Here is a 24,358-nt window from a genome sequence, read left to right on the forward strand (position 1 = left end):
AAAATAGAAGTAGTTTTTAATATCTTTCGATTTAATTCTAAAAAGTAAATTCAAAAAACAAAATAGTAATATCGTGAAAAAATTGACCATTATACTAGTCTTAGCTTTCATCATAGGTTGTAAAAAAGAAGGTAATAGTAATTCAGGAAAAGTAATTGCTGATGTTAATAAAAAAACGACCCTCAAGAAACAAGAAAAAAAAGATCACCAAATCCGACAGATAAAAAAAGCCGAAATAGCTCCAAATGTAGATGGCAATATGGATGACCCGATCTGGAATGAAACCAAATGGTATCCTATGGATCAAAATTGGATTGGAGAATTTCCGGATTTTAAAGATTTTTTAGGCAGATATAAAATGACCTGGACTCCAGAAGCTCTATATATTTTGGTAGAAATCAAAGATGATATATTGTACGATCAACATAAAGATCCTTTAAAATTATGGTGGGATGATGATTGTGTAGAGATATTTATAGACGCAGACAACTCTGGTGGTGAGCATCAGTATAACAACAATGCTTTTGCGTATCACATTGCGTTAGATGGCAATGTCGTAGATCTGGATTCACAAAAAAAACCTGTTCTCTATAATAACCACGTTACAACAAAACGTATAACTGATGGAGACGTTACCGTCTGGGAATTTGAATTAATCGTCTACGATGATACTTATGAAGAAGGAAAGACAAATGATCCGGTAGTTTTATCTAAAGACCAAAAACTAGGGTTTGCTATTGCCTACAATGATAATGACAGTAGTAAAGAAAGAGAGAACTTTATGGGTTCTGTTTTTGTTCCCGGACAAGATAAAAATCAAGGCTGGATCAATGCTGATATCTTTGGGACTATAGTTCTTGTGGAGTAAAAAATTCTAAAAATACCTAAAATACTTTTTCCTAATCTAACTTCTTCTAAATCTTAATAATAACCAGTCCCAAATAATAAAAACAGATTATTTGGGACTGGTTATCATTAAAACACTTCTCTAAGATACTTCTCAAAATCAAATCTGATTTACCTTTTTAAAAGTAAAAACAATCAATTGTTATTCATCTTTTTTAGCAATGAAATCCCTCCCGTTTAATACTAAATCAACAGAATTCTAACTTATTACAACAATAAAAGTTCAAAATTTTTACAATAAACAGGTTTTAACTTCTTTCGCCAAAACAACACAAATAACCGTTTATTTACAATACATTCAACAGATTTATTGTGTCATTAAAACAATCAAACAATTGTTAATTACGGTTTTTCAGTAAATTTAATGTGCAAAAAACCCTTAAATATTGATGAAATATGCTAAATTCGCAACCGCGTTAAAAAAGCACTAATAAAACTTTAAATATTAATTGTAGTTTTTTACGCACACCCAATTTCTAAATGTATTTTTAAAACTTAACAAAGCTTATGGAAAAAAAACTACTCAAGTTTCATTTTGGAATTAATCTAAGCATAAAATATAGCAAGCCTTTACTCACTGCTATTTTTATCTTATGTTGTCTAAATGTAATTAAGGGAGAAAGTCGTATTACTGAAATGAACAATTCAGAACGATTTTCATTAACCGCTAAAAACTCTTTTAGCACTGCTGAAATATTTCTATTTCAGGGAAAATTTGAAATTAAAGGACAAATCACGGATGATAGAGGCATGCCTCTTCCCGGAGCTACAGTTTCGGTTGTTGGTACCCAACGCGGAGTGATTACAGATTTTGATGGAAATTTCACCATTTCTGTTTCTAAAGGAGAAACTATTAAAATTCAGAGTTTAGGATTCTTGGATCAGGAAATACTCTTAACAGGAGATAAAAAAGAATATTTTATTCAGATGGAATCAGCTGTCGAGTCTCTGGATGAAGTAATTATCACTGATGGATATAGAAAAAGCTATAAAAAGTTATTTGCCGGAGTTGCAACCAGACTAAACGCTGAGGATATCAAAATCGACGGAGCAAGAGACGCATCTAGACTTCTAGAAGGTAGAGATGCCGGAGTAGTTGTTGATAATTTATCAGGAACTTTTGGAGCTTCTCCTCGTATTAGAATTCGTGGTAACACTTCTTTAAACGGAAATAATAATCCTATTTGGGTTGTTGATGGAGTTATATTAGAAGATAATGTAGAATTATCTCAAAACGAGTTAGGATCAGGAGATATTAGTTCTGTAATTGGATCTTCGATAGCTGGATTAAATCCGGATGACATAGAATCATTTTCTATCCTGAAAGATGCCTCTGCAACTGCTTTATATGGTGCAAGAGCAAAAAACGGTGTGATCGTTATTACTACGAAAAAAGGTAAAAATGGCGCCTTAAAAATAAACTACTCGGGTAACTTCTCTTATAGATTAAGACCAAGATATGAGCAGTTTAACGTCTTAAACTCACAACAAGAATTATCTGTTTACGCAGAATTAGTAGATAAAAATTTAATTGATCTTACTACAGCACAATTTGCTGAATCTTATGGGGTTTTAGGAAGTTATTTTAATCTTAGAGGAACAAATGATGTAGAAATTGGAGCTAATGGACAATTATCTGATGATTTTTTTAGAAGATACCAAACCGCTAATACAGACTGGTTCAAAGTACTTTTTTCTGACATAACTACGGTTCAGAATCATTCGGTAAGCTTATCCGGAGGGTCTGATAATGCTACATATCTATTTTCTTTAGGATATTTAAAGGATGAAGGTGTTACGATCGGGGATCAAGCAGAAAGATTGACAACTAGATTAAGAAATACTTTTAAGGTTTCAGAAAAAGTAACCTTAGGTACAACCTTGGCGCTTAGTATTAGAGATCAAGTTGTTCCTGGAACGAACAACAGAACTTTTAATCCAATTACCGGTGAGTATAATCGTGAGTTTGACATTAATCCGTACAATTACTCGCTTACAAACAGTCGTAGTGTTACTCCTTATGACGAAAATGGTAATTTAGAGTATTTTAGAAAAAACTATGCTCCCTTCAATATTATAAACGAATTAAATAATAATCGAATTAATATTGATGTAGCAGATATTTCTGCACAACTTGACCTAGATTATAAAATAAAGGATAATTTAACCTTCAATTCTATTGTAAATTACAGACAAGCTATCACCAGAAGAGAGCATGTAATTGGAGATAATTCTAATCAAGCAGAAGCTTTTAGAGCAGACGAAGGTGTTTTAGTAGATATTAATCCTTTCTTATATCAAGATCCGGACAATCCTACAAGACCGCCATATTCAATTCTACCTGAAGGAGGATTGAATATTTATAACGAAGATGTATTAAACTATTTCTACATAAGAAATTCGATTTCTTGGAACCCTGAAATTAATTATGACAATCAATTTACTTTTCTTCTGGGACAGGAAATAAAATCTTCTACAAGAAATTCCAGAGAGTATACAGGTATTGGTATTTCTTATGATAACGGATATATCGTAAATACAGATCCTGACGCTATTGATCAATTAACTAATCAGAATGATCAATATTTTGGAATAAGTAATCTAAGAGACCGATTTGTTGGATTCTTTGCAAACGCGGGATACACCCTAAAAAACAAATACATCTTAAACGGTACTCTACGTTACGACGGATCTAATTTACAGGGAACTAGTTCAAAATCAAGATATCTTACAAGTTATAATGTAAGTGGTGCTTGGAATATTCATAAAGAAAATTTCATTACAGCTGACTGGATTAATCAGTTAAGATTAAAAGCTACTTATGGACTTTCTGGAGGAAGAGGACCATTAACCAGTGCGACATTGGACTTACGTAGTAGAGTTCCTTTAAGACCAACTGATCAAGAAACTGTAATAGCTATTAATTCATTGGCAAATGACGATTTAACGTTTGAGAAGCTGAAAGAATTTAGTACAGGATTAGAATTTTCATTTTTCGATAATCGACTTAGCGGAGAAATTGGATATTACAATAGAAATTCATTTGACTTGATTGGGATAGTAAAAACCAGTGGTGTTGGTGGACAGGCGTTCCAGAGTGGAAATTATGCAGATCTTAAGACCGAAGGTTATGAATTTGGAATTTCTACAGTGAACTTCAAAACATCCAACTTCCAATGGAATACAAATATTAACGTTGGGTACAATACGGAGCAAATAACAGAACTACTTTTTGATCCAACTTTAGTTCAGTTAACGCAGCCATCAGGAGCTCCATTCTCTGGAAGAGAGATATCTGCTCTTTATTCAACCAGGTTCGCGGGATTAAATGAGTTTGGTATTCCAACATTTTTTGATGAAAATAATAACATAGTAACAAATATCAATCTTCAGGAAAGAGAAAATCTAGAACAGATTTTAAAGTACGAAGGTCCTACACAACCAAGAGGTGCAGGTGGTTTTAATAACACTTTCAAGTATAAAAATCTTACATTAAGTGCTAATATCACCTTTAAATTTGATTATAAAATACGCCTTAATAGTAATTTTGGCCCTTCCTATACTGATTTCAACTCTTTATCTGGTGATTTGGTTAACCGATGGAGACTTCCAGGAGATGAAAACACAACCAATATACCTGCTATCTTAAGCGATAGAACGATACAAAATCAACTTGGTGCTGACAATGCCTATGATCTATATAACATTAGTGACGCAAGAGTTGCGGATGGTACGTATGCTAGAATGAGATCTATGTCATTAGGATTAGATGTTCCTAAAAGCTATATAGAAGGCTTAGGAATTGAATCTGCGCAATTTAGAATTCAGGGAGAGAATTTATTCCTTATTTATTCTGATAAAGCACTTAATGGTCAGGATCCAGAATTCTTCAATTCGGGAGGAACAGCACTACCGATAGCTAGATCATTTACATTTTCACTTAACGTTGGTTTCTAAAAATTAAAAAAATGAATAAATATAAATTAACACCATATATACTACTGGTTTCATTTATTTTGTCATTCACATCGTGTGATGACTATTTAGATGAATTACCAGATGACCGATTAGAACTCGACACTGCAGAAAAAGCAGCAAAAGTAGTTGCTGATTCTTATTCACAAGGTAGTTACGCCTTTACAGATATGTACACAGATTTAGCTGGTCCAACCGGATTAGAAAATGGCGGTGTCATAGCCAATGCCGGAGGTAATTTTATCGATCAAAATTCACTTCAATTATATTCTTGGCAAGACGTTGACGGAATCTCGCAGGATACTCCTACTTATTTCTGGGACAGATCCTACGAAGCTATCGCACAAACGAATGAGGTGCTTGCTGTGATCGATGATTTACCTGGAAGTACTGATTTTAAAAACGCTATTAAAGGAGAAGCATTATTATCCAGAGCTTATAGCCATTTTATGTTGGTTAATGTGTTTGCCTTACATTATGATCAAAACGCATCAACAAATTTGGGTATCCCTTATGTGCTTCAGCCGGAAACCCGTTTTCTTCCGACCTATGAAAGAAACACGGTACAAGAAGTATATGATTTCGTAGAAAAAGATCTTTTGGAAGGATTATCCCTAATAAACGATCAGTTTTTCTCTGGATCAAAAAAATATCATTTTACAAAAAAGGCAGGATTAGCTTTTGCCTCACGTTTTTATCTATGGAAAAGAGATTATGTAAATTGTATTAAATATAGTGACCTTTTCTTTGATGGAAATCCAGAGTTGTATGTGAAAAATTATGATGAACTGCAAGGATCAACATACAATGACATTGCAGATAAATACAATGAAACAACTGATGACAGCAACGTATTAGTAATGCAAAAATTCAGTAATCATCAAAGAGTAGGAACAGGTTTTAGACTTAACATCACTGATTTAAGTGTATTATTTAACAATCCATTAAATGCTTTTGATCAAAGGACTTCAACAGGTATTTGGAATGTGGGAACAGACGCAAGATACACGGCTAGATTAAGAGAATATTTTTTCAGAGAAAACTTAAGTTCTAACTCTGGATTACCATATCACGTTTCTATAGAATTAAAAGGTGAAGAGGTTTTACTAAACCGTGCAGAAGCATTATTATTTACTGGAGCGCAAGACGATGCTTTATCAGACATCAATGTGCTTGCAAGATTGAGATATAACAATCAAGAATATAACGATATCAATCAGATAATCACTTATTACAATGCCTCTGATGCAATTGATGCCATTGAACAATTAATTTTGGACGAAAGAAAAAAAGAATTTTGGGATCACGGTCTTCGTTGGTTTGACATAAAAAGATTTAATCTTTCTGTATCACATAGACTTCCTGAAAATTTTGGAGGAGAGACCTTAGAGCTTTCTACAGATGATTTAAGAAAAGCAATTCAAATCCCAGATAGTGCAATAGATTTTGGAATCGCACCTAATCCTAGATAATATTAGACATGAAGAAAACAAATAATTTTATAAAAAAGCTTTTTACAATCTCTTTGTTAAGTATTACACTCATTAGTTGTGAAAGAGAAAAAAGCATTACTGCCGAAAGTATTTTTGAACAAGAGCAAGAGTCTACAGACCCTTTGGATATTTATTTAAAAGAGGAATTTAGAGACCCTTACGGAAGTGTTATTATTTACAAGTTTGTAGATCGCTATATCGATCCAAACAGAACTGCAGTTCCTCCAAGGAGAGATGTAGTGCAACCTGTTGCAGAATTAATAAAACAAGCCTGGATAGAGCCGTACAATATGGGATCTGATCAAGGAGAAGAATTTTTGAAGAGATATTTTCCTGCAGAGATTGTATTTTTAGGATCTCCTCTCTATAATGGCGACGGTACTATTACTTTAGGTACGGCAGATGCCGGGGTACGAGTGACTTTAACTCAGGTTAATGATTATAGTCCTGATAACAATGAATGGATTATACAATCATTTAGGACATTACACCACGAATTTGCTCACATTATTGATCAAAATTTCAATTTTGATGTAGAATCATTCTACGAAATCTCAGGAGAAGATTACACTTCTCCAGGTACTTGGACAACCTTGATTTCCGGAAGTGAAAACAGTACTCAATCCATAAACAATGCTATTTCACGCGGTATGGTTACACCTTACGGTACTTCTTCGGTAGCTGAAGACTTTGCAGAGATTGTTGCCAGAATAATTACTACGGATCCGGTTGAATTTGAAAACACATATTTAACTCTTGAAAGTTGTGCCGGTGGAGATGAAGCTTGTTTTCAAAGAAATATTGGACGTCAAAGAATTCAAGAGAAATATAACGCTGTTTTACGATACATGAAGGAAGATGTTGGTATTGATTTATTAATAGTGAGAGACGAATTTTTAAATACCCTTAATTAATAATACAAAACATAATAATATGTTACGAAATATAAAAATTAGTTCATTATTGTTTTTACTATTAGCAGTTTTTGCGTGTAGTGATGATGATGTTCAACCCTTATTCGAACAGGATTCTGACACAAGAGTAAATCTATTATTAGAATCTTATCGCGAGACCTTAATTAATTCAGAATTTGGATGGAAAACCGTATATCAGCCAGGAAGCAATTTTGGAGGAAATAATATTTATTTAAATTTTAATGAAGATAACACAGTAGATATTGTTTCAGATGTATTAGGTGGTCAGAATGATTTAGAAACAACCTTTAGAGTAGGAATTAGCCAATTCCCTGAATTAGTATTCGAAAATTATACTACGTTCCACGCTTTATTCGAAGCTCAAAACTTTAGTCTTGGTGCTGAATTTGAGTTTATATTCGAAGAAGTTAATGATAATCAGATTATTTTTAGAAGTAAAACAGATATTTCTGATCCAACAGAAATAATTTTCGAAAAAGCATCTGCACAAGATCAGGAGATCATTGAAAATTTAAGAGATTTCTATTCACAATTAGAAGATGAGAATAATACTTTCAGATTTATTAGAAATTTAGTTGTATTAAATGAAGCTAATGAGATATTGTATAATAGAACCTTTACCTATTTTGATGATTTAGAAAGAACTGCAGGTGTTACCAATTTTGATGCGGCAACTGGATCTATTTCTACAGAAACTTTACCTATTGCGGTAACCGATGAAGGATTTCGTTTTTTACAACCATTAACTCTTGGAGATTTAAGCATTACTACATTTGTATATGACCAAGACTTTGGCACTTATACCTCTACAGATAGCGGTGTGACTACCATCATCGGATATGACTTAGCTCCTGTAGCTACCGAAATCATCCCTGAACTTGCTTCTGCTGATGTAAATTCTTTTGGAGTGGATTTTTCAACCTACTCTTACTTTGATGAATCTTTTGGAAGCACTTTTCTTAGTCAAACTTCAGAGAATTTTATAAACCTAGCTAAGGTAAGTGACCTGTATAGAGTGGATATGGTTCTTGATGATCCTTTCTTTTCTAATCAATCATATTTTATTTTTAATATGAATGATGGAAGTTTCAACTTTGCTACATTCACCAGAGAAGTTATAGCAAATGAGAGAGTAGTTTTTACTTTTTCTGAATTCTTTGGAGACCCGGATGGTCTTATTAACATATTCGCTTTGTTATTTAGCGCCGATGGATTTTACATGACACAAACAAATGAAAGTCAGTTTAGTAGCAATCCATCTTATAAATTCACAAGTGTAGCTGCACCAAATCTTAATTTCTCTGTTTACGGAATATAGTAAAAACGAGAGTTAGCCTATTTTTTAAAATCTTTGGGAATAAAAATTCCCAAAGATTTTATTTTTTGTTTTAATTGTGATTATAATGGTTTATTAATAGCTACCCATATCAAAATCAATATAATTTATCACATATCACTATGCTATGGTATCCATAAGCTCTTCCTCTTTAGTTACACCCCCGGAAAAATTAACAGCTGTTTCTATAAGCGCTAAATGAGAATATGCCTGCGGAAAATTACCCAATAATCTTTTTGATTTAAAATCGATATCCTCACTAAACAATCCTAAATGATTGCTGTATGATAATAGCTGATCGAACATTCTTTTGGCTTTTTCCTTTTCACCTATTTTATAAAGACTATTGATAAACCAGAAACTGCATATTGTAAAAGAAGAAGAAGGTAATCCAAAATCATCTTTGTTTTTATAACGATACAGCAGTCCGTCGTTGCACAATTCTCTTTCGGTTGCTTTTACGGTACTTATAAATCTGGGATCTTTGGGGTCAATAAAACCATACGATTCCATTAGTAAGGTAGAAGCATCCAGATCAGACGATCCATAAGACTGTGTATACGCCTGAACTTCCTCATTCCAGGCATTTTTATAAATATCGTCATAGATTCTATCCCTAAGTGCTATCCACCTTGGATTATTGTCTGTTTTACCAATCAACTCCCCTATTTTGATTGCTCGGTCTACAGCAACCCAACATAACAGTTTTGAAAATGTAAAATGCCTTTCTTCGGTTCTAAACTCCCAAATCCCTTTGTCTGGTTTTTCCCAATTAACATTCACAATATGTACAATACTTTTGCTAATTGTCCATAAACTCTCGCTGTTATCCAGGTCACAGTCAAACTTTACGAACTGCTGATAGATCACATTCATCAAAATTCCATAAATATCATTTTGTTTTTGATGATAAGCAGCATTTCCGATTCGTACCGGACTGGAATTTTTGTAACCACTTAAATGATCCAGTGTCTTTTCGGTAAGGTCCTTTTCTCCATTGATTCCATACATAATTTGTATTTTCTCATCTTTATCCGGAATGATATCAATAATAAACTGAAGAAATCGTTGTGCTAGTCTTTTATGACCTAAATCAGAAATCACCTTGATCACCATAGATGCGTCTCTTATCCAACAAAATCGATAATCCCAGTTACGGACCTCTCCTATCGTCTCTGGTAACGAGGTCGTAGCAGCTGCCAATACAGCTCCAGACTTTTCGTAACTTAATAACTTTAATACCAGGGCACTTCTTAAAATTTGGTCGTTATACACTTTGTAAGAAGTAGTCTTCTCACTCCAATTCATCCAATACACTCTTGTACGCTGCAACTTCAGATAACAACGTTCTAAAGACTGAGCTAACAATTTTTCATGATAACTAATCACAAAATAAGCATGACTTGTTAATTGAATTTCTTCTCCGTTGAGAATAGCTTCAGAATTGAGGTCTGAATAAAGATATAAAGTATCATATTTATCCTTATCCGTTATACTTTTAATATAGTTCTCTTTGGCAATAAAATACGTTTCTTCTTTTGCGTATTCTAACTTAGGATCATATTTAACCTTAAAAATAGGTGAACCCGAAATATGTTTTATATAACGAATGATATCCGAAGGAGCATAATAAGAACCATCTGCCTCTTGGTAACGAGGCATAAAATCAATACTTTCAAAAACATCTTCTCCATTTCTAAATTCGGTAACCAGAATATTAGTTTTAGCAATATACTTTTGAGAAACGGTATATGCATCAGAAACTAAAATTTCAAAAGAACCTCCTTTTTTATCATCAAGAATTTTAGCAAAAATAGAAGAAGAATCGAAATTTGGTAAACAACACCAATCTATCGAACCCTTTTTCGAAATTAACGCCGCACTTTTACAATTTCCTATAATTCCGTAATCCAAATTGTTCATATAATTTCCTGTTCTTTTAAATAAACGTACCTTTATTCACTGAACCGAAATTTAATCAATCAAAATTAGTCAACCAACTTTCACCACCCTTTATGAGTAAAACTATCATAATCTCAAATCGACTACCCTTACAATTAGAAATTAATAATAATTCTATCAATACAATACCAAGTGTTGGTGGATTAGCAACCGGAATGAAGTCAGTTCACTCCGGAAGTGATAGTATTTGGATCGGATGGAGTGGTCTAACCGAAGAAAAATTAGATCCTGAAAAAAGAAATCTTGTCCAAAAAGCACTAAAAAAACATCAATGTGTTGGAGTTCCATTAACAGAGTCGGAGATAGATGGGTTTTATTATGGTTTTAGCAATAATACCTTATGGCCGTTGTTCCACTACTTTATGGAATACACAGAATTTGATAAAGACAATTGGGAAACCTATCAATCCGTTAATCAAAAGTTTGCGGATGTAGTTATCGAAAACCTGGGAGAAAATGATACTATCTGGGTACACGATTATCAATTGTTATTACTACCGGAGATGATCCGCAAAAAGAAACCCAATGTTACCATAGGTTTCTTTTTACATATTCCGTTTCCTTCCTACGAAGTTTTTAGAACGATTCCTTGTAGAGAGGAATTATTAAAAGGATTGCTGGGCGCTGATCTCATTGGTTTCCATACCTATGATTACGAACGTCATTTTTTAAGTTCTGCACAGCGAATTCTGGGACTTGAGATTAATTTTAACAACGTTCTTTTAGAAAATAGGATCGTTAAAGTAGACTCGTTTCCTATGGGTATCGATTATGACAAATTTCATAATGCCGCCAAAATACACAACGAAAAAGAAAAGAAAGACAAAACAGAAATACAACAAAAAATAGATGAACATTTAGTTAATGGAGATCGAGCAAAACTCATACTCTCCATTGATCGATTGGATTATACCAAAGGAATTGCCAACCGATTAAGAGCTTTTGAATATTTCTTAGATAAGTACCCGCAATTTAAAGGAAAAGCAAGATTGGTAATGCTAGCCGTGCCCTCCAGATCAAACGTGCCCCAATACCAACTCCTCAAAAATGAGATTGATCAATTGGTAGGTAGAATAAATGGTAAATTCTCTGAAGTAAGCTGGACACCTATTTGGTATTTTTATCGTTCGATGCCGTTCGAAAATTTAATTGATCTATATACCTCTAGCGAAGTCGCTTTATTAACTCCCATAAGAGATGGAATGAATCTGGTTGCCAAAGAATACATTGCTTCGAGAGTTGATAAAAAAGGTGTCTTAATTCTGAGTGAAATGACCGGAGCTTCCAAAGAAATGAGCGAAGCCCTCATCATCAATCCCAATAATTTTGAAGAAATTGCCGATACACTAAAGTTTGCTTTAGAAATGCCGGAAGAAGAGCAAATAAAGAGAAATACAGCCTTACAAAAACGATTAAAAAGATATAATGTAGAAAAATGGGCAAACGATTTTATGGAATCTTTGGAAACTAAAAAGAATTCTGCAAAAAAATATTCGCTCAAAAAATTAACTCCTTCAATAAAAAAGGAGATTATTGCTGATTTTCAAAAAGCTCAAAACAGAATTTTATATATTGACTATGATGGAACGTTAGCTCCATTTGAGAAAATTCCCGAAAACGCAAAACCAACACAAAAGATATTTGATATCTTGGATGCTTTGCAAGAAGATAGTAATACCAAACTGGTACTCATTACAGGAAGAGATAAATTTACCTTTAATAAATGGTTTGGTCATAAAGATTACACCCTGATTACAGAACACGGTGCGTGGCTAAAAGAAAGTGATAAAGATTGGGAACTTTTAGAACGTGTAAACAACGATTGGTTCGAATCAATTGCTCCTGTATTAGAATCTTTTACAGACAGAACGCCCGGATCACTGATAGAAGAAAAAAATTACTCATTAGCCTGGCATTTTAGAAATGTAGATCCAGATTTAGGTAAATTAAGGTCTATGGAACTAAAAACTACCATTCAACATCTAATCGCCAACCATAATTTGGAAATTCTGGAAGGTGATAAAGTTTTAGAAATTAAGGTTAGTGGAATTGATAAAGGGAAATCAGCCTGTAAAATGCTGGTCGAAAAGGAGTATGACTTTATTTTTGCCATTGGTGATGATTGGACAGACGAGTATATGTTTAAAGAACTCCCAGCTTCTGCATTTACAGTTAAAGTAGGCCTCAAGAAAACAGTCGCCAAATATTATGTAGAAGGTACAGATCAAGTACACGAATTATTAAAAGAATTTAATTAACATCTAGTAAACAGGTACCTCTGAAACATAAATTCTATATACTTCCGGTCATTATTATAGCACAGTTTTTCTGTACTTCGTTATGGTTTGCAGGAAATGCAGTTATTGATGACTTCGCTGCTCAGTTTAATGTAGGTTTTAACATTCTTGGATATTTACTATCCACAGTTCAGTTTGGATTTATTGCAGGTACATTAACCTTTGCTTTATTAACGTTGGTAGACCGATTTCCCCCGTCTAGGGTTTTTATGATATCAGCTATTCTTGGAGGACTCTGTAATATCGCCTTATTAATACCAAATATCACTGTCTTAAATGTACTAACTGCTCGTTTTGGTACCGGTTTTTTTCTTGCCGGAATCTATCCGGTAGGTATGAAAATAGCCTCCGACTATTATAAAGATGGCTTAGGAAAAGCCTTAGGATATTTAGTAGGCGCTTTGGTGCTGGGTACTGCGTTACCTCATTTATTAAAAGAACTTTCTTGGAACAGTGATTATAAAGTAGTGATTCAATCCACGAGCCTACTTGCGTGTATTGGTGGTTTGTTAATTTTCTTATTTGTACCTAATGGTCCTTATAGAAAACCTGTTTCAAAACTTCAGTTAGGGGTAATAACCGAGCTTTTTGGGATTGTTAGTTTTAGGAAGGCTGCTTTGGGATATTTTGGGCATATGTGGGAATTGTATGCCTTTTGGGGATTTGTTCCTGTCTTATTAAAAACATATGTAGAACAAAACAGGGTTGGGCTCCCTATTTCATTTTGGTCCTTTATTGTGATTGCTGTTGGATTTTTTTCTTGTATTCTTGGTGGTTATATATCCTTAAAAACAGGAAGTAGAAAAGTAGCAAGATATTCATTAATTATTTCCGGATTGTTTTGCCTTTCCTCTCCACTACTCTTTCAACTACCAGCAGAAATCTTTATCTCTTTACTTTGCATTTGGGGTATGGTCGTAATATCAGATTCTCCTCAATTTTCAACTTTAGTTGCTGCAGCAGCTCCACCAGAGCTAAGAGGAACAGGATTAACTATCGTCAATTGTATTGGTTTTGCGATTACAATCCTTAGTATCCAGTTGCTTTCTTATTTGACAACCAAAATGGATGCTACCTATTTGTTTATATTTTTAGCCATCGGTCCCATCTTGGGTTTGTATGGTTCGAGAAAAAAGTAATTGCAATAATAAATTATCAATCCGAGCTGTCACCCTAAGCTTTTACACTAAGCTTTTACACTGAGCTGCCACACTGAGCTTGTCGAAGTGTTGTCGAAGTGTTGTCGAAGTGGCACCGAAGTATTATCAAAGTGATCCTGATATTAGCAGTATATACACACTTACTCACTAAAACTTTTTCTATGTAATTTTTTCAATGTATTTTAGAAAACAAAAAGTATGCGATACTTACTGATACTGATAGCTTGTACATATACATCTCTCCTATTTTCCCAGACCGAAACCGAAGTATATTTGTTTGATATCTCTATAAAAGGAGATGTATTATCATTAAAAAATCAACGAAATATTTCTGACAATCCGGGCTATGATAATCAACCCTTCTTTTATAATGATAACATTGTGTTATTTGCCGGTACCAGAAATGGTCAGACGGATATTGCCAAGTATAATATTAGGGATGCCAAAGTAGATTGGATTTCTGAAACGATGATCGGCAGCGAATACTCCCCTACCAAAATCCCGAATCAAAAAGCGATATCAGCGATTCGATTAGATACTACGGGGAAACAATTGTTATATCAATATGATTTCAAAACCGGAAAATCCAAAGTACTACTCAAGGACCTTGTAGTTGGATATCATACCTGGTATACAAAAGATCTACTAGTTTCTTCGGTTCTGGAAGATGGAGGTTTATCACTAGTAGTTTCTAATCTAAAGGATAAAAGCGATTATACCTTTCAGAAAAAAGTAGGGCGCTCATTACATAAAATTCCAAATACAAATCTGATCAGTTATATCAGCAAGGAAAACGATCAATGGGAAATAAAATCATTGAATCCAATAACGGGTGCGACCAAAAAGATCATAAACACCATTCCACAAGCAGAAGATATGTGCTGGTTGATTAACGGTACTATATTAATGCCCAAAAATAACGTGATTTACAAATACAATCCCAAAACCGATACCGATTGGAGTGTTTTTTATACTGCGACTGACTCTAATATCAAGAAAATCACTAGAATTACCACCAATAGTATCAGTAATTTATTAGCGCTGGTAGCAGAGAAATCCGATAAATAAAAATCACACAAAAGATACACATGAAGAATATTTTAACCTTTCTTGGCTTATTAATATGTACCTACACCTCGATATACTCTCAATCTGTCTTAATAGAAAATATCAATCTCATTAATGTAGAGACTGGAAAAGTAGAAGCAAAAAAGTATATTTTAATTGAAGGAGATAACATCTCGAAAATTTCTTCCGAAAAAATAAAAACTAATGAAAAAAATCCTACAGTAATTGATGGAACAGGGAAATTTCTGATGCCTGGTATGATTGACACTCATATCCACTTTTTTCAAACTGGAAGTTTATATACTAGACCCGATGGGGTGGATATGACACACATTTTTTCTTATGAAGATGAGATTCAATTTGCAAAAGATATCATACCGGATAGTTTTAAAAGATACCTTAGACTAGGAATAACATCAGTGATGGATGTAGGAGGTCCTTTTTATAATTTTACTGTAAGAGATAGTATCGCTAAAAAAAATCTCTCTCCAAATGTGTATCTTACGGGTCCGTTATTCTCTCCGTATCAACCAAAAGCTTTTTCTAAACTAAAAGATGTACCGATAGCAGAAATTACCACAAAAGAAGAAGCCACTGCATTATTTGACAAAATGTTGGCCTCTAAACCGGATTTTATCAAGATTTGGTATATCGATGGTAAAACATTCCCTGCAGAAAAGAGTTATCCTGTTGTAGAACATATCGGACAATTGGCTCGAAAAAACAATCTTAAATTAACTGTACACGCTACAAACTTAAACACTGCAAAACTGGCAATAAAAGCAGGCGCAAATATCCTTGTGCACAGCGTTAGAGACCAACTTGTAGATAATGAGCTTATTAGAATGCTTAAAGATAATGATGTCACCTACATTCCAACTCTAATAGTTTCCAGAAACTATGGGAAAGCATATCTGGGCAATCCAGCTAATCACCCACAGGATCTTGCTTTTGCACACCCCACTGTTTATGGAACCTTAACAGATATGAATCGATTTTCTGATGAAGAAGTTCCGGAAAGAATTCGTGGTTTAAGAAAAGACAGTCAACGGTTAGAGGAAAGGTATCAGAAAAGTGATAGTATCATGTTGCTGAACCTAGAAAAACTCACAAAAGAAGGAATCAATATCGCCACTGGAACAGATGCAGGAAATATTGGAACCATGCACGCCTCCTCATATATTCAGGAAATTGAAGCCATGAAAAAATCAAACATTTCTAATATTGATATCATCAAAGCATCTACCATTAATGCAGCTAAAGGATTTGGGCTTGAATCAAAAATTGGTTCTGTAATAGAAGGAAAATTAGCGGATTTGGTTATTCTTACTAGTAATCCAATCGAAAATATTCAGAATCTAAATACCATAGATGAAGTAATTAAAAGTGGTAAAATACTCGGAGTACGAAACCTCATACAAGAGACTCCCGAGCAAATCGTACAAAGACAAGTAAATGCATACAATGCTCGGAATATTGATGCCTTTATGAACACCTATGCAGATGACATAAAGATTTTTAATTTCCCGGATGAACTCTCCATGTCCGGTAAAGAAGAAATGAGAAATAGTTTCCAAAGTATGTTCGAAAAGGTGCCAAATCTTTATTGTGAAATTAAAAACCGTATAGTTTTGGGTAATAAAGTGGTTGATCGTGAATATGTGCGATTTGGGGAAAGATACTCTAACGTAATCGCTATTTATGAAGTAGAAAACGGAAAAATTTCTAAAGTTACTTTTCTGCGATAAACCGATTTTACCATCTGGAGAATTTTAGACTATTTCCTGAGCCAACATCCTAAATATCTATAGTAGTAAACGTTTATTGTACGTTTCTAAAAGGTTATATGGATATATTAGAAAAATATATGTAATATTACGTGTATAACTTTGTTGACAGGCATTGCGAAACAACTTAAAATAATTACAAATGGCCAAAAATAAAACCACGGAAACAGAAGTAGACGTCTTTGATTTTATTGAATCATATGTAGACAATGAACAAAAGAAAGTTGATAGTCATAAATTAATAGAATTAATGAGTGAATGGTCAGGTTTTGAACCAAAAATGTGGGGTCCGACAATAATAGGTTTCGGAAGCTATCACTATAAATATGCTAGTGGCCATGAAGGTGATGCTCCATTGCTAGGTTTCTCACCACGAAAAACACAGTTTTCACTCTATGTTTATTCGAAAACAGAAAAAAGCGATCATCTTTTGATGGATTTAGGAAAATTCAAAATGGGGAAAGCTTGTATTTATTTTAAGAAACTGGCTGACATAAATATTCCAATTGTAGAAAAACTGAGCATGGAAACAATTGCATATTTAAACGAACATCATGAATGCGCTTGTAGAAATTAACAACAACCAGTCAACACTATGAAAAAATGCATTAAAACGAATTTTTACAGAACATTAAAGGTACAACCAAATTAAAACCAATATGAGAATAATTATAAAGGTTTTGTTCAGTATAATTCCCTTTTTAGTGCTAATTAGTTCTTGTAAGTCTAGAAAAACAGGGTATAATCCAATAACTGCTCGTAGCTTAGACCGCTATTTCTAATTCAAATTAAGAAACCCAAGAACCTGCTGGATACAGTTTCTTGGGTTAACTATCTATAACAAATGTAATTATTGTTTATTTAAAAGCAGTTTGAATATCAACTGCACCATTATAGGTCCCTTCTAAATTAACGTAAAGATCGTTGGCATTCAAAGGTATCACGGTCATTGTCTCTGCGTCCCCTAATGTATTGGAACGAACACTAATTGTCAAATCAAGTTCGTGCGAATTATAACCTAATCCATTAGGCAACTGATATTCAACTCCTCCTCCTATTTGTGGTGTGGAATAAGGCAGTGCATCTTTAGGCTTAAAAGTAACTACTGCGTCTACATTCTTTCCGTCTTTTACTATAGCGTTTAAGTTGTTCCCTACGTGTACTCTAATATGTTTAACACTCATTTTATTAAATTTCTATGAACCTACTCTATTTAAAATCGGTTTTTCGGATTCCACCTTTGTAATAAAAAAATAAAAAAGTATCATTAGTTACTTGATAGCTTGTTTTCCTTTATCACATTACAAATATCTAATGATACTTTTTTATTTTTTAGAGTAGAAATACCTGATTTTAAACAAAAAGGACGAAATCAGCCAATATTCGTTACCACTTACTTAGAAAATTCTCATTTTGTTATGGGAGAATTTTTATACTATTTTTAGAACCCACATCCAAAATACCCGTAACAGCATACACCTAATTATACAAATGTAAAATAGTTACGATTGGATATATAAACTAAATATGTGCGATATTAGATATATGATATTGCTAGGAATCAAAATGAAAACTAGAAAATGAATAAAGACGAGTATAAAAATAAATTTAAAGAAGATGATGCCGTTGGTTGGTTAAGTATAGATAAATTGACAGAGAAATTATATCCAAACCAAGAGCCTAAACATTATGGAACAATTATCAAATATCTGCTCGGCGGAGAAGATCCCCTAGATGGAGTAAGCATTTACGAAAGCAAAAACCAGAAAGACCATTACCATTTTGTGTCTTATGGAATGTCCAGTCTATATTACGATTTGGAAAACTGTGAAGAAGAATTTAGTGGATGGGGATTTGAATTTACATTTAGACTAATCCCTTTTGAAGAAGATAATGAAGATCCTAAATGGGTGATATCCTTAATGCAGAATCTCGCAAAATATGTTTTCAATAGCAAAAAATGGTTTGAAGAATATCATTTCATTCCTGCAAATGGTCCTATTAGATTAAATACAGAAACCGATATTACTGCAATCGCTTTTATTGAAGACCCGGAGATGGGAAAAATTAATACGCCCAATGGAGAAATTCAGTTTTTACAAATGGTAGGAATTACTTCGAGCGAATATGCACAACTAAAACAAAATCCCAAAACAACCGAAACTAAAAGAATACTGGATAGATTAAAAAAAGAAAATCCATTATTAATAACTGACTTAAAGAGAAAATAACACAACTGCAATCGACGCATATATTGCTTTTATTTAATAACGAAACAAGCGCATCATACAAGAGAAATTGAAGATCAATAGTTATGAAAAAAAATATTATAATCCTTGTATATGGAATTTTGTTAGCTTTAATTTCTTGTAAATCAGAAATTAGAACACCTGAATTGGAAAAACACTTCTCATCAAATCAAATTTCAGATGTAAATAAAATAACAGAATTCTTTACTGAACAAATTTGCAAGAATAATAAAAAGTCTGATTTCAAAAGTTGTTTTGAAAAAATGCTTCCCGAATTAGTACAAAATGGTTGGAAACCTATCCGTGAAATTGTTGATTTTGAAAAACAAAAAGAAATGTATAATTCAATCTCAAATGAGACTTTTAATGAGATTTGGAATTACCACAAAAGACAAAACCTTACCAAAGAAGTCGAATACAACTCAATTGGGATAAATACATCTGGGAAATATATGAATTACCTCGAAGAAATAGGAAGTAAAAACAACTATGTTGCTAAATATGTCGAAGAAATTTCTGCCTCTGGTGATGTACCCAGTAGAGCTTCTGTCCAAAATCACATATTCGAAAACCCAAATGATTTAAATTTGATGGATCATAATATTCAGGTTTTAATTGCTATTAATTATTTAACACAAAATAATCAACAAAAGCAGAATAAAAAGTCAAATGAACAATAAAAAAAGGCTAAGTGTAAGACAATATATGTGACCGTGACAGACAGGGAATTTATATTTTATCCATTAAAGATGATCATAGTTCCTGGTCTTATAAATTTGTTAAGGAGCAACAGCCTATGATCGCTTTTACTTAAATTAGGCGATCAAAATCATATAAATGAAACTACTGCTTACCTCAACACTCTTTTTCTTTTCAATTATTATAACTTCACAAACCGATCAAAGAATATACGATATTATTGATGCGGTCTCTTCAGAAAGAATAGAAACCGATATAAAAAAATTGGCCGAATTTGGAACACGTCACACACTTAGTGATACTGTTTCTAATACCAGAGGAATTGGTGCTGCAAGAAGATGGATAAAGTCAGAATTTGATAATATTTCCAAAGATTGTAATAATTGCCTAGAAGTGTTTTATCAAAAAGACTTGGTAAAAAAAGGAACCAATCAGCGAATTATTAAAGATGTGATGGTGGTAAATGTAGTGGCTATACAACCAGGTACTAAATACCCGAATCGTTTTATTATAATGAGTGGCGATATCGATTCGCGCATCACAGATCCAACCAATTTTACGGATGATGCTCCAGGCGCTAATGATAATGCCAGCGGAATGGCTGGAGCTATTGAAGCAGCCAGAGTTTTATCCAAATATAAGTTTGAAAACAGTATTATCTATGTTGGATTATCCGGAGAAGAACAAGGGTTATTTGGTGGTAAAGGACTAGCCAACTACGCAAAAAATAAAAATTGGGAGATCATTGGTGTACTTAACAATGATATGATCGGAAATATCAAAGGAGTTGATGGAGTTATTGATAATAGGACCTTTAGAATATTCTCTGAACCAACAAATCTTACCGATGATGAAAAAAAGGTAGAAAGAAGACGTTTTTATGGTGGCGAAGTTGACGGAATTTCGCGTCAGTTAGCACGATATGTTCATAAAACTACCAAAACTTACATGCCAGAAATGAATCCGATGATGATCTATCGTTTGGATCGTTTTGGTCGTGGTGGTCATCATCGTCCGTTTAATGATGCTGGTTTTGCCGGAATACGTATTATGGAAGCACACGAAAATTATACACAACAACATCAGGATATTAGAGAAGAAAACGGTATCAAATATGGTGATGTGGTCGAACACGTTAATTTTGACTATGCTGCAAAATTAACAGCTGTCAACGCAATCAACCTTGCTAGCATTGCCTGGGCACCGCCTGCTCCTAAAGAAGTAAAAATCGGAGGCATCGTAGAACCATCTGCTAAATTCAAATGGAAAAAAACAAATGACCCAAACATAAAGGGCTATAAAATCTATTGGAGAGACACCACTTCTCCAACCTGGGATCATAGTCGTTTTGTTGGTGATGTAGATAATTTCACCTTAGAAGGCATTGTGATTGATAATTACTTTTTTGGTATCGCAACCGTAGGAAAAAATGGGCACGAGAGTCCAGTTGTGTTCCCATCTGGAGTTTTTAGGTAAAAAAACTCTTTTAAATCATTGACAAAAAGTATTTTATTGAATTAGCTTACCTGATACATCTATTTAGAATCTTTCAAGTGTTGTTTATTCATAATTAATGATTTTTCTTTTGCACAATTTTTAGTCTATGATATTTATCATAAAAAGAACCCAACCCTTTTTTGTATCTTAGTTACACCCATCTAAGGACTTACCTAGTATTATAAGGTATGGCATTTACTATTTTTTCAGTATCGGTTATTATAAAATCTGTATGATATAATTATCCTGTATCACTGTTATTAAATTACAAAAATACACCAATGTTTGTAGTAGTTATAGCGATTTATTAAAATATCTAAGGTTCATAATATAGCATACTTTCTTTTTAGTAAATAGCACTAAGAAATACAACAACCGTAAATAAACCCTTAGTATTATGAAAAAACTATTACTGATGATGTGCCTATACCTCATAGGCTATCAAATAGGAAACGCTCAGGATACAACTCCACCCATTACTCAAAGTATTACATTAGACGGTACACCAGCAGCAAATATGGAATCTGTAACTTTTACAGTGATTTTTGACGAAAATGCTAATAATATTACCACCGATGATTTTACCTTGACCACGATTTCAGGAACGGCTACAGGAATCATATCATCAGTTAGTGCATCTTCAGGAACTAGTGTTATCATAACCATTACATCAATTTCTGGTACAGGAAGTTTCCGACTTGATTTAAATGATGCGACTGATATTGCAGATGATCTTGGTAACTCCCCTCCTAACGCTTTTACCTCTGGAGATATACATACAGTAGACAGAGATATTCCAATGGCTTTGTGCCAAAACATTACAGCACAGCTTAATCTTTCTGGAAATGTTACGATAACTCCCGAGCAAATAGATGGAGGTTCTGCGGATACTGGAGGTGGAGTATCATTATCCTTAGATATTACTAGTTTTAACTGCACTAATCTAGGCGCAAATGTGGTAACCTTAACAGCTACCGACACAAGTGGTAATATCGATACTTGTACCGCAACAGTAACCATAGAAGATAATTTTGCTCCTGTTCCTAACGGAACATCATTTATACCTTCTGGATTACCAGAGGCTCCACAATCCGCACTATCTAATGTATCAGAAGCTGATCAATATGGTCTATTGTACGAATTGAACATTCCTTCAAATCCTAATTTTACAGTAAGCGTTCCTTACACAATTGATAATTCTGGAGTAACAGGTATTGCTCCTTCTCGTATAGCATATTATATAGAATTGGATGGAGAATGGATATGGATATCTATGGATGATTTTACAGGAGGTAACCTTTCTCAAATGGGAATTCCAAGTACGAATGCAAATCCTGTAAATTTTAGCAATATTGTTTCTAATATGAATATTGCATCAAATAAAGCAGGAATTACTACCGGAACTGGAATTGCAACCGGAAATGTAGAAATATGGCCTGGAAATTATAACCGAACTGCCGATCAAAGTATTGGAGGAGATTCTGGCACCTATGATTTTGATGATACTGCACCGGTTAATACTAATAATGGATATGGTTCTTTTCAGATACATAATCATGGTGCATCCCAGACGCTTTTTGGCTTTAGTGGTTTTAATGGTGGTGCTATACCTGATTTAGGAATCGGCAATAACCCAACAGGAGATCCCGATTGGACCTTAGAACAGAATGGAACTGATTATACAACCCGTAAACTTTATATATTAGTATCTAATGGATCACCTACAACATTACCGGATATCAATGCCGAGTGCTCGGCGACACCAACAACGCCTTCTGCAACTGATAATTGTGATGGATCTATAACAGGAGTAACAAGTACTATTTTTCCTATTACGGATCAGGGAACAACTATAGTATCCTGGACATTTACTGATACAGCAGGTAATTCATCTTCTGCTACACAGAACGTGATTATTCTGGATAATACGCCACCAACTGTTCTGACTCAAAATATAACTATACAACTGGACGCTATGGGAAATGCTTCTATAGTAGCATCACAAATAGACAATGGTTCCAGTGACACCTGTGGTATTGCAAGTTTATCAGTAACTCCTGATACTTTTAATAGCTCTAATATTGGTGCTAATATGGTAACGTTAACAGTTACTGATGTCAATGGTAATACGGATACTGCTGATGCAACTGTAACTGTAGAAGATATCATTATTCCAACAGTACAGATCCAAAATGTTCCAGCAAATACTAACATAGCCTTTACTGCAACCTTTGAATTTAGTGAAGATATCTTTGACTTCATTGAAACAGATATCACAGTTGGAAATGGTACAACCAGTAATTTTATGGTTATAGACGGAAACACTTATACAGCGCTTATTACTCCTTCCTCTAGTGGTCCGGTAACAATTGATGTAAATGCTAATGTCGCCACTGATATTGGCGGTAATGGTAATGCGGCAGCTTCGCAGGCAGTCGCTAACTATGACATTACTTCTCCAGATGTCGGAATAACCTCTGCCGAAACCTCTCCAACAGACAATTCACCATTTTCAATAACAATAACTTTTAGTGAGGATATCATTGGATTCGATATTAATGATCTAATTGTTGGAAATGGAACAGCCTCTAATCTTTCGGGATCTGGATCATCCTTTACAGCTGACATTACAGCATCTGCTCTTGGAGAAGTAACCATAGATATTAATTCCAATTCTGTGAATGACATCGCCGGAAATGGAAATACTGCCGCTACACAATTTAGCATTCAATATAATCCATTATTGACAATTGATGATTTCGAATCAGTTAATTTTAAAATCTACCCTAACCCCACTTCGGGTGATGTTACCATATCAATTCCATTAAAACGAGTTGAGATATACACTGTAGCGGGAACCAAAATTTTTGAGACCAAAGAAGCTTCCTTCTCCATTTCTGAATTTTCGTCAGGCATATATTTTGTTTCTGTAGAAACAGAAAAAGGAAGAGCACTAAGAAAACTAGTCAAACAATAATTTAAAAATACTTTTAA

16 protein-coding genes are annotated in these 24,358 nt (G+C 33.8%); 14 read left to right on the forward strand and 2 right to left on the reverse strand.

What is annotated here, in order from left to right; all coding sequences use genetic code 11:
* Positions 1 to 73: 73 nt before the first annotated feature.
* The 5 genes from ACFSR1_RS01740 to ACFSR1_RS01760 all read left to right on the forward strand — a co-directional run bounded on the left by ACFSR1_RS01740 (position 74) and on the right by ACFSR1_RS01760 (position 8,627).
* Positions 74 to 868 carry a sugar-binding protein gene (locus tag ACFSR1_RS01740; RefSeq protein ID WP_378289018.1) on the forward strand — a complete coding sequence of 265 codons (795 nt, stop codon included), beginning with the start codon at positions 74 to 76 and terminating at the stop codon, positions 866 to 868.
* A 545-nt stretch (positions 869 to 1,413) separates the two neighbouring features.
* A complete protein-coding gene (locus tag ACFSR1_RS01745; RefSeq protein WP_378289020.1) occupies positions 1,414 to 4,863 on the forward strand; it encodes a SusC/RagA family TonB-linked outer membrane protein in 3,450 nt (1,149 codons plus the stop codon).
* 11 nt (positions 4,864 to 4,874) lie between these two features.
* The gene (locus ACFSR1_RS01750) at positions 4,875 to 6,353 is read left to right on the forward strand and encodes a RagB/SusD family nutrient uptake outer membrane protein (RefSeq protein WP_378289022.1); all 1,479 of its coding nucleotides are present in this window, start codon (positions 4,875 to 4,877) and stop codon (positions 6,351 to 6,353) included.
* A gap of 8 nt (positions 6,354 to 6,361) precedes the next feature.
* Positions 6,362 to 7,288, forward strand: a complete 927-nt coding sequence (locus ACFSR1_RS01755) for a substrate import-associated zinc metallohydrolase lipoprotein (RefSeq protein WP_378289024.1) — start codon at positions 6,362 to 6,364, stop codon at positions 7,286 to 7,288.
* A 19-nt stretch (positions 7,289 to 7,307) separates the two neighbouring features.
* Complete coding sequence (locus ACFSR1_RS01760; protein ID WP_378289026.1) at positions 7,308 to 8,627, forward strand: DUF4302 domain-containing protein; 1,320 nt, start codon at positions 7,308 to 7,310, stop codon at positions 8,625 to 8,627.
* Positions 8,628 to 8,765: 138 nt separating this feature from the next.
* On the opposite strand, the gene ACFSR1_RS01765 is transcribed toward ACFSR1_RS01760, so the two are convergent.
* Entirely contained in the window at positions 8,766 to 10,568 is a 1,803-nt protein-coding gene (locus ACFSR1_RS01765; RefSeq protein ID WP_378289027.1) for a glycoside hydrolase family 15 protein, read from the reverse strand.
* A 92-nt stretch (positions 10,569 to 10,660) separates the two neighbouring features.
* Here ACFSR1_RS01765 and ACFSR1_RS01770 point away from each other — a divergent pair, with 92 nt between their 5' ends.
* From ACFSR1_RS01770 to ACFSR1_RS01790, 5 genes are all read left to right on the forward strand, one after another.
* Positions 10,661 to 12,865: a bifunctional alpha,alpha-trehalose-phosphate synthase (UDP-forming)/trehalose-phosphatase gene (locus ACFSR1_RS01770; RefSeq protein ID WP_378289029.1), complete on the forward strand. Its 2,205-nt coding sequence runs from the start codon at positions 10,661 to 10,663 to the stop codon at positions 12,863 to 12,865.
* Between the two features lie 56 nt (positions 12,866 to 12,921).
* A complete protein-coding gene (locus tag ACFSR1_RS01775) occupies positions 12,922 to 14,043 on the forward strand; it encodes an MFS transporter (protein ID WP_378289676.1) in 1,122 nt (373 codons plus the stop codon).
* A 219-nt stretch (positions 14,044 to 14,262) separates the two neighbouring features.
* Positions 14,263 to 15,132: a hypothetical protein gene (locus ACFSR1_RS01780; RefSeq protein WP_378289031.1), complete on the forward strand. Its 870-nt coding sequence runs from the start codon at positions 14,263 to 14,265 to the stop codon at positions 15,130 to 15,132.
* A gap of 20 nt (positions 15,133 to 15,152) precedes the next feature.
* Entirely contained in the window at positions 15,153 to 16,880 is a 1,728-nt protein-coding gene (locus ACFSR1_RS01785) for an amidohydrolase family protein (protein ID WP_378289033.1), read from the forward strand.
* Between the two features lie 181 nt (positions 16,881 to 17,061).
* Entirely contained in the window at positions 17,062 to 17,496 is a 435-nt protein-coding gene (locus tag ACFSR1_RS01790) for a DUF1801 domain-containing protein (protein WP_378289035.1), read from the forward strand.
* Positions 17,497 to 17,776: 280 nt separating this feature from the next.
* Here ACFSR1_RS01790 and ACFSR1_RS01795 read toward each other — a convergent pair whose 3' ends face one another.
* Positions 17,777 to 18,103, reverse strand: coding sequence for a hypothetical protein (locus ACFSR1_RS01795; protein WP_378289037.1), 327 nt, complete (start codon positions 18,101 to 18,103; stop codon positions 17,777 to 17,779).
* Between the two features lie 396 nt (positions 18,104 to 18,499).
* Here ACFSR1_RS01795 and ACFSR1_RS01800 point away from each other — a divergent pair, with 396 nt between their 5' ends.
* From ACFSR1_RS01800 to ACFSR1_RS01815, 4 genes are all read left to right on the forward strand, one after another.
* On the forward strand, positions 18,500 to 19,150 hold the full coding sequence (locus ACFSR1_RS01800) for a suppressor of fused domain protein (RefSeq protein WP_378289039.1): 651 nt from the start codon (positions 18,500 to 18,502) through the stop codon (positions 19,148 to 19,150).
* An 83-nt stretch (positions 19,151 to 19,233) separates the two neighbouring features.
* The gene (locus tag ACFSR1_RS01805) at positions 19,234 to 19,848 is read left to right on the forward strand and encodes a hypothetical protein (RefSeq protein WP_378289040.1); all 615 of its coding nucleotides are present in this window, start codon (positions 19,234 to 19,236) and stop codon (positions 19,846 to 19,848) included.
* Positions 19,849 to 20,005: 157 nt separating this feature from the next.
* The gene (locus ACFSR1_RS01810) at positions 20,006 to 21,343 is read left to right on the forward strand and encodes a M28 family peptidase (protein WP_378289042.1); all 1,338 of its coding nucleotides are present in this window, start codon (positions 20,006 to 20,008) and stop codon (positions 21,341 to 21,343) included.
* Positions 21,344 to 21,761: 418 nt separating this feature from the next.
* Positions 21,762 to 24,341: an Ig-like domain-containing protein gene (locus ACFSR1_RS01815; RefSeq protein WP_378289044.1), complete on the forward strand. Its 2,580-nt coding sequence runs from the start codon at positions 21,762 to 21,764 to the stop codon at positions 24,339 to 24,341.
* The last annotated feature ends 17 nt before the right edge of the window (positions 24,342 to 24,358 follow it).

This window comes from Aquimarina rubra, from assembly GCF_042684305.1.
In the GTDB taxonomy this organism is placed as follows: domain Bacteria; phylum Bacteroidota; class Bacteroidia; order Flavobacteriales; family Flavobacteriaceae; genus Aquimarina; species Aquimarina rubra.

Excerpts from the sequence above, each read along its gene's own strand:
- ACFSR1_RS01745 (WP_378289020.1), top strand. The coding sequence starts at position 1,414 with ATGGAAAAAAAACTACTCAAGTTTCATTTTGGAATTAATCTAAGCATA.
- ACFSR1_RS01750 (WP_378289022.1), top strand. The coding sequence starts at position 4,875 with ATGAATAAATATAAATTAACACCATATATACTACTGGTTTCATTTATT.
- ACFSR1_RS01755 (WP_378289024.1), top strand. The coding sequence starts at position 6,362 with ATGAAGAAAACAAATAATTTTATAAAAAAGCTTTTTACAATCTCTTTG.
- ACFSR1_RS01760 (WP_378289026.1), top strand. The coding sequence starts at position 7,308 with ATGTTACGAAATATAAAAATTAGTTCATTATTGTTTTTACTATTAGCA.
- ACFSR1_RS01765 (WP_378289027.1), bottom strand. The coding sequence starts at position 10,568 with ATGAACAATTTGGATTACGGAATTATAGGAAATTGTAAAAGTGCGGCG.
- ACFSR1_RS01770 (WP_378289029.1), top strand. The coding sequence starts at position 10,661 with ATGAGTAAAACTATCATAATCTCAAATCGACTACCCTTACAATTAGAA.
- ACFSR1_RS01780 (WP_378289031.1), top strand. The coding sequence starts at position 14,263 with ATGCGATACTTACTGATACTGATAGCTTGTACATATACATCTCTCCTA.
- ACFSR1_RS01785 (WP_378289033.1), top strand. The coding sequence starts at position 15,153 with ATGAAGAATATTTTAACCTTTCTTGGCTTATTAATATGTACCTACACC.
- ACFSR1_RS01790 (WP_378289035.1), top strand. The coding sequence starts at position 17,062 with ATGGCCAAAAATAAAACCACGGAAACAGAAGTAGACGTCTTTGATTTT.
- ACFSR1_RS01795 (WP_378289037.1), bottom strand. The coding sequence starts at position 18,103 with ATGAGTGTTAAACATATTAGAGTACACGTAGGGAACAACTTAAACGCT.
- ACFSR1_RS01800 (WP_378289039.1), top strand. The coding sequence starts at position 18,500 with ATGAATAAAGACGAGTATAAAAATAAATTTAAAGAAGATGATGCCGTT.
- ACFSR1_RS01805 (WP_378289040.1), top strand. The coding sequence starts at position 19,234 with ATGAAAAAAAATATTATAATCCTTGTATATGGAATTTTGTTAGCTTTA.
- ACFSR1_RS01810 (WP_378289042.1), top strand. The coding sequence starts at position 20,006 with ATGAAACTACTGCTTACCTCAACACTCTTTTTCTTTTCAATTATTATA.
- ACFSR1_RS01815 (WP_378289044.1), top strand. The coding sequence starts at position 21,762 with ATGAAAAAACTATTACTGATGATGTGCCTATACCTCATAGGCTATCAA.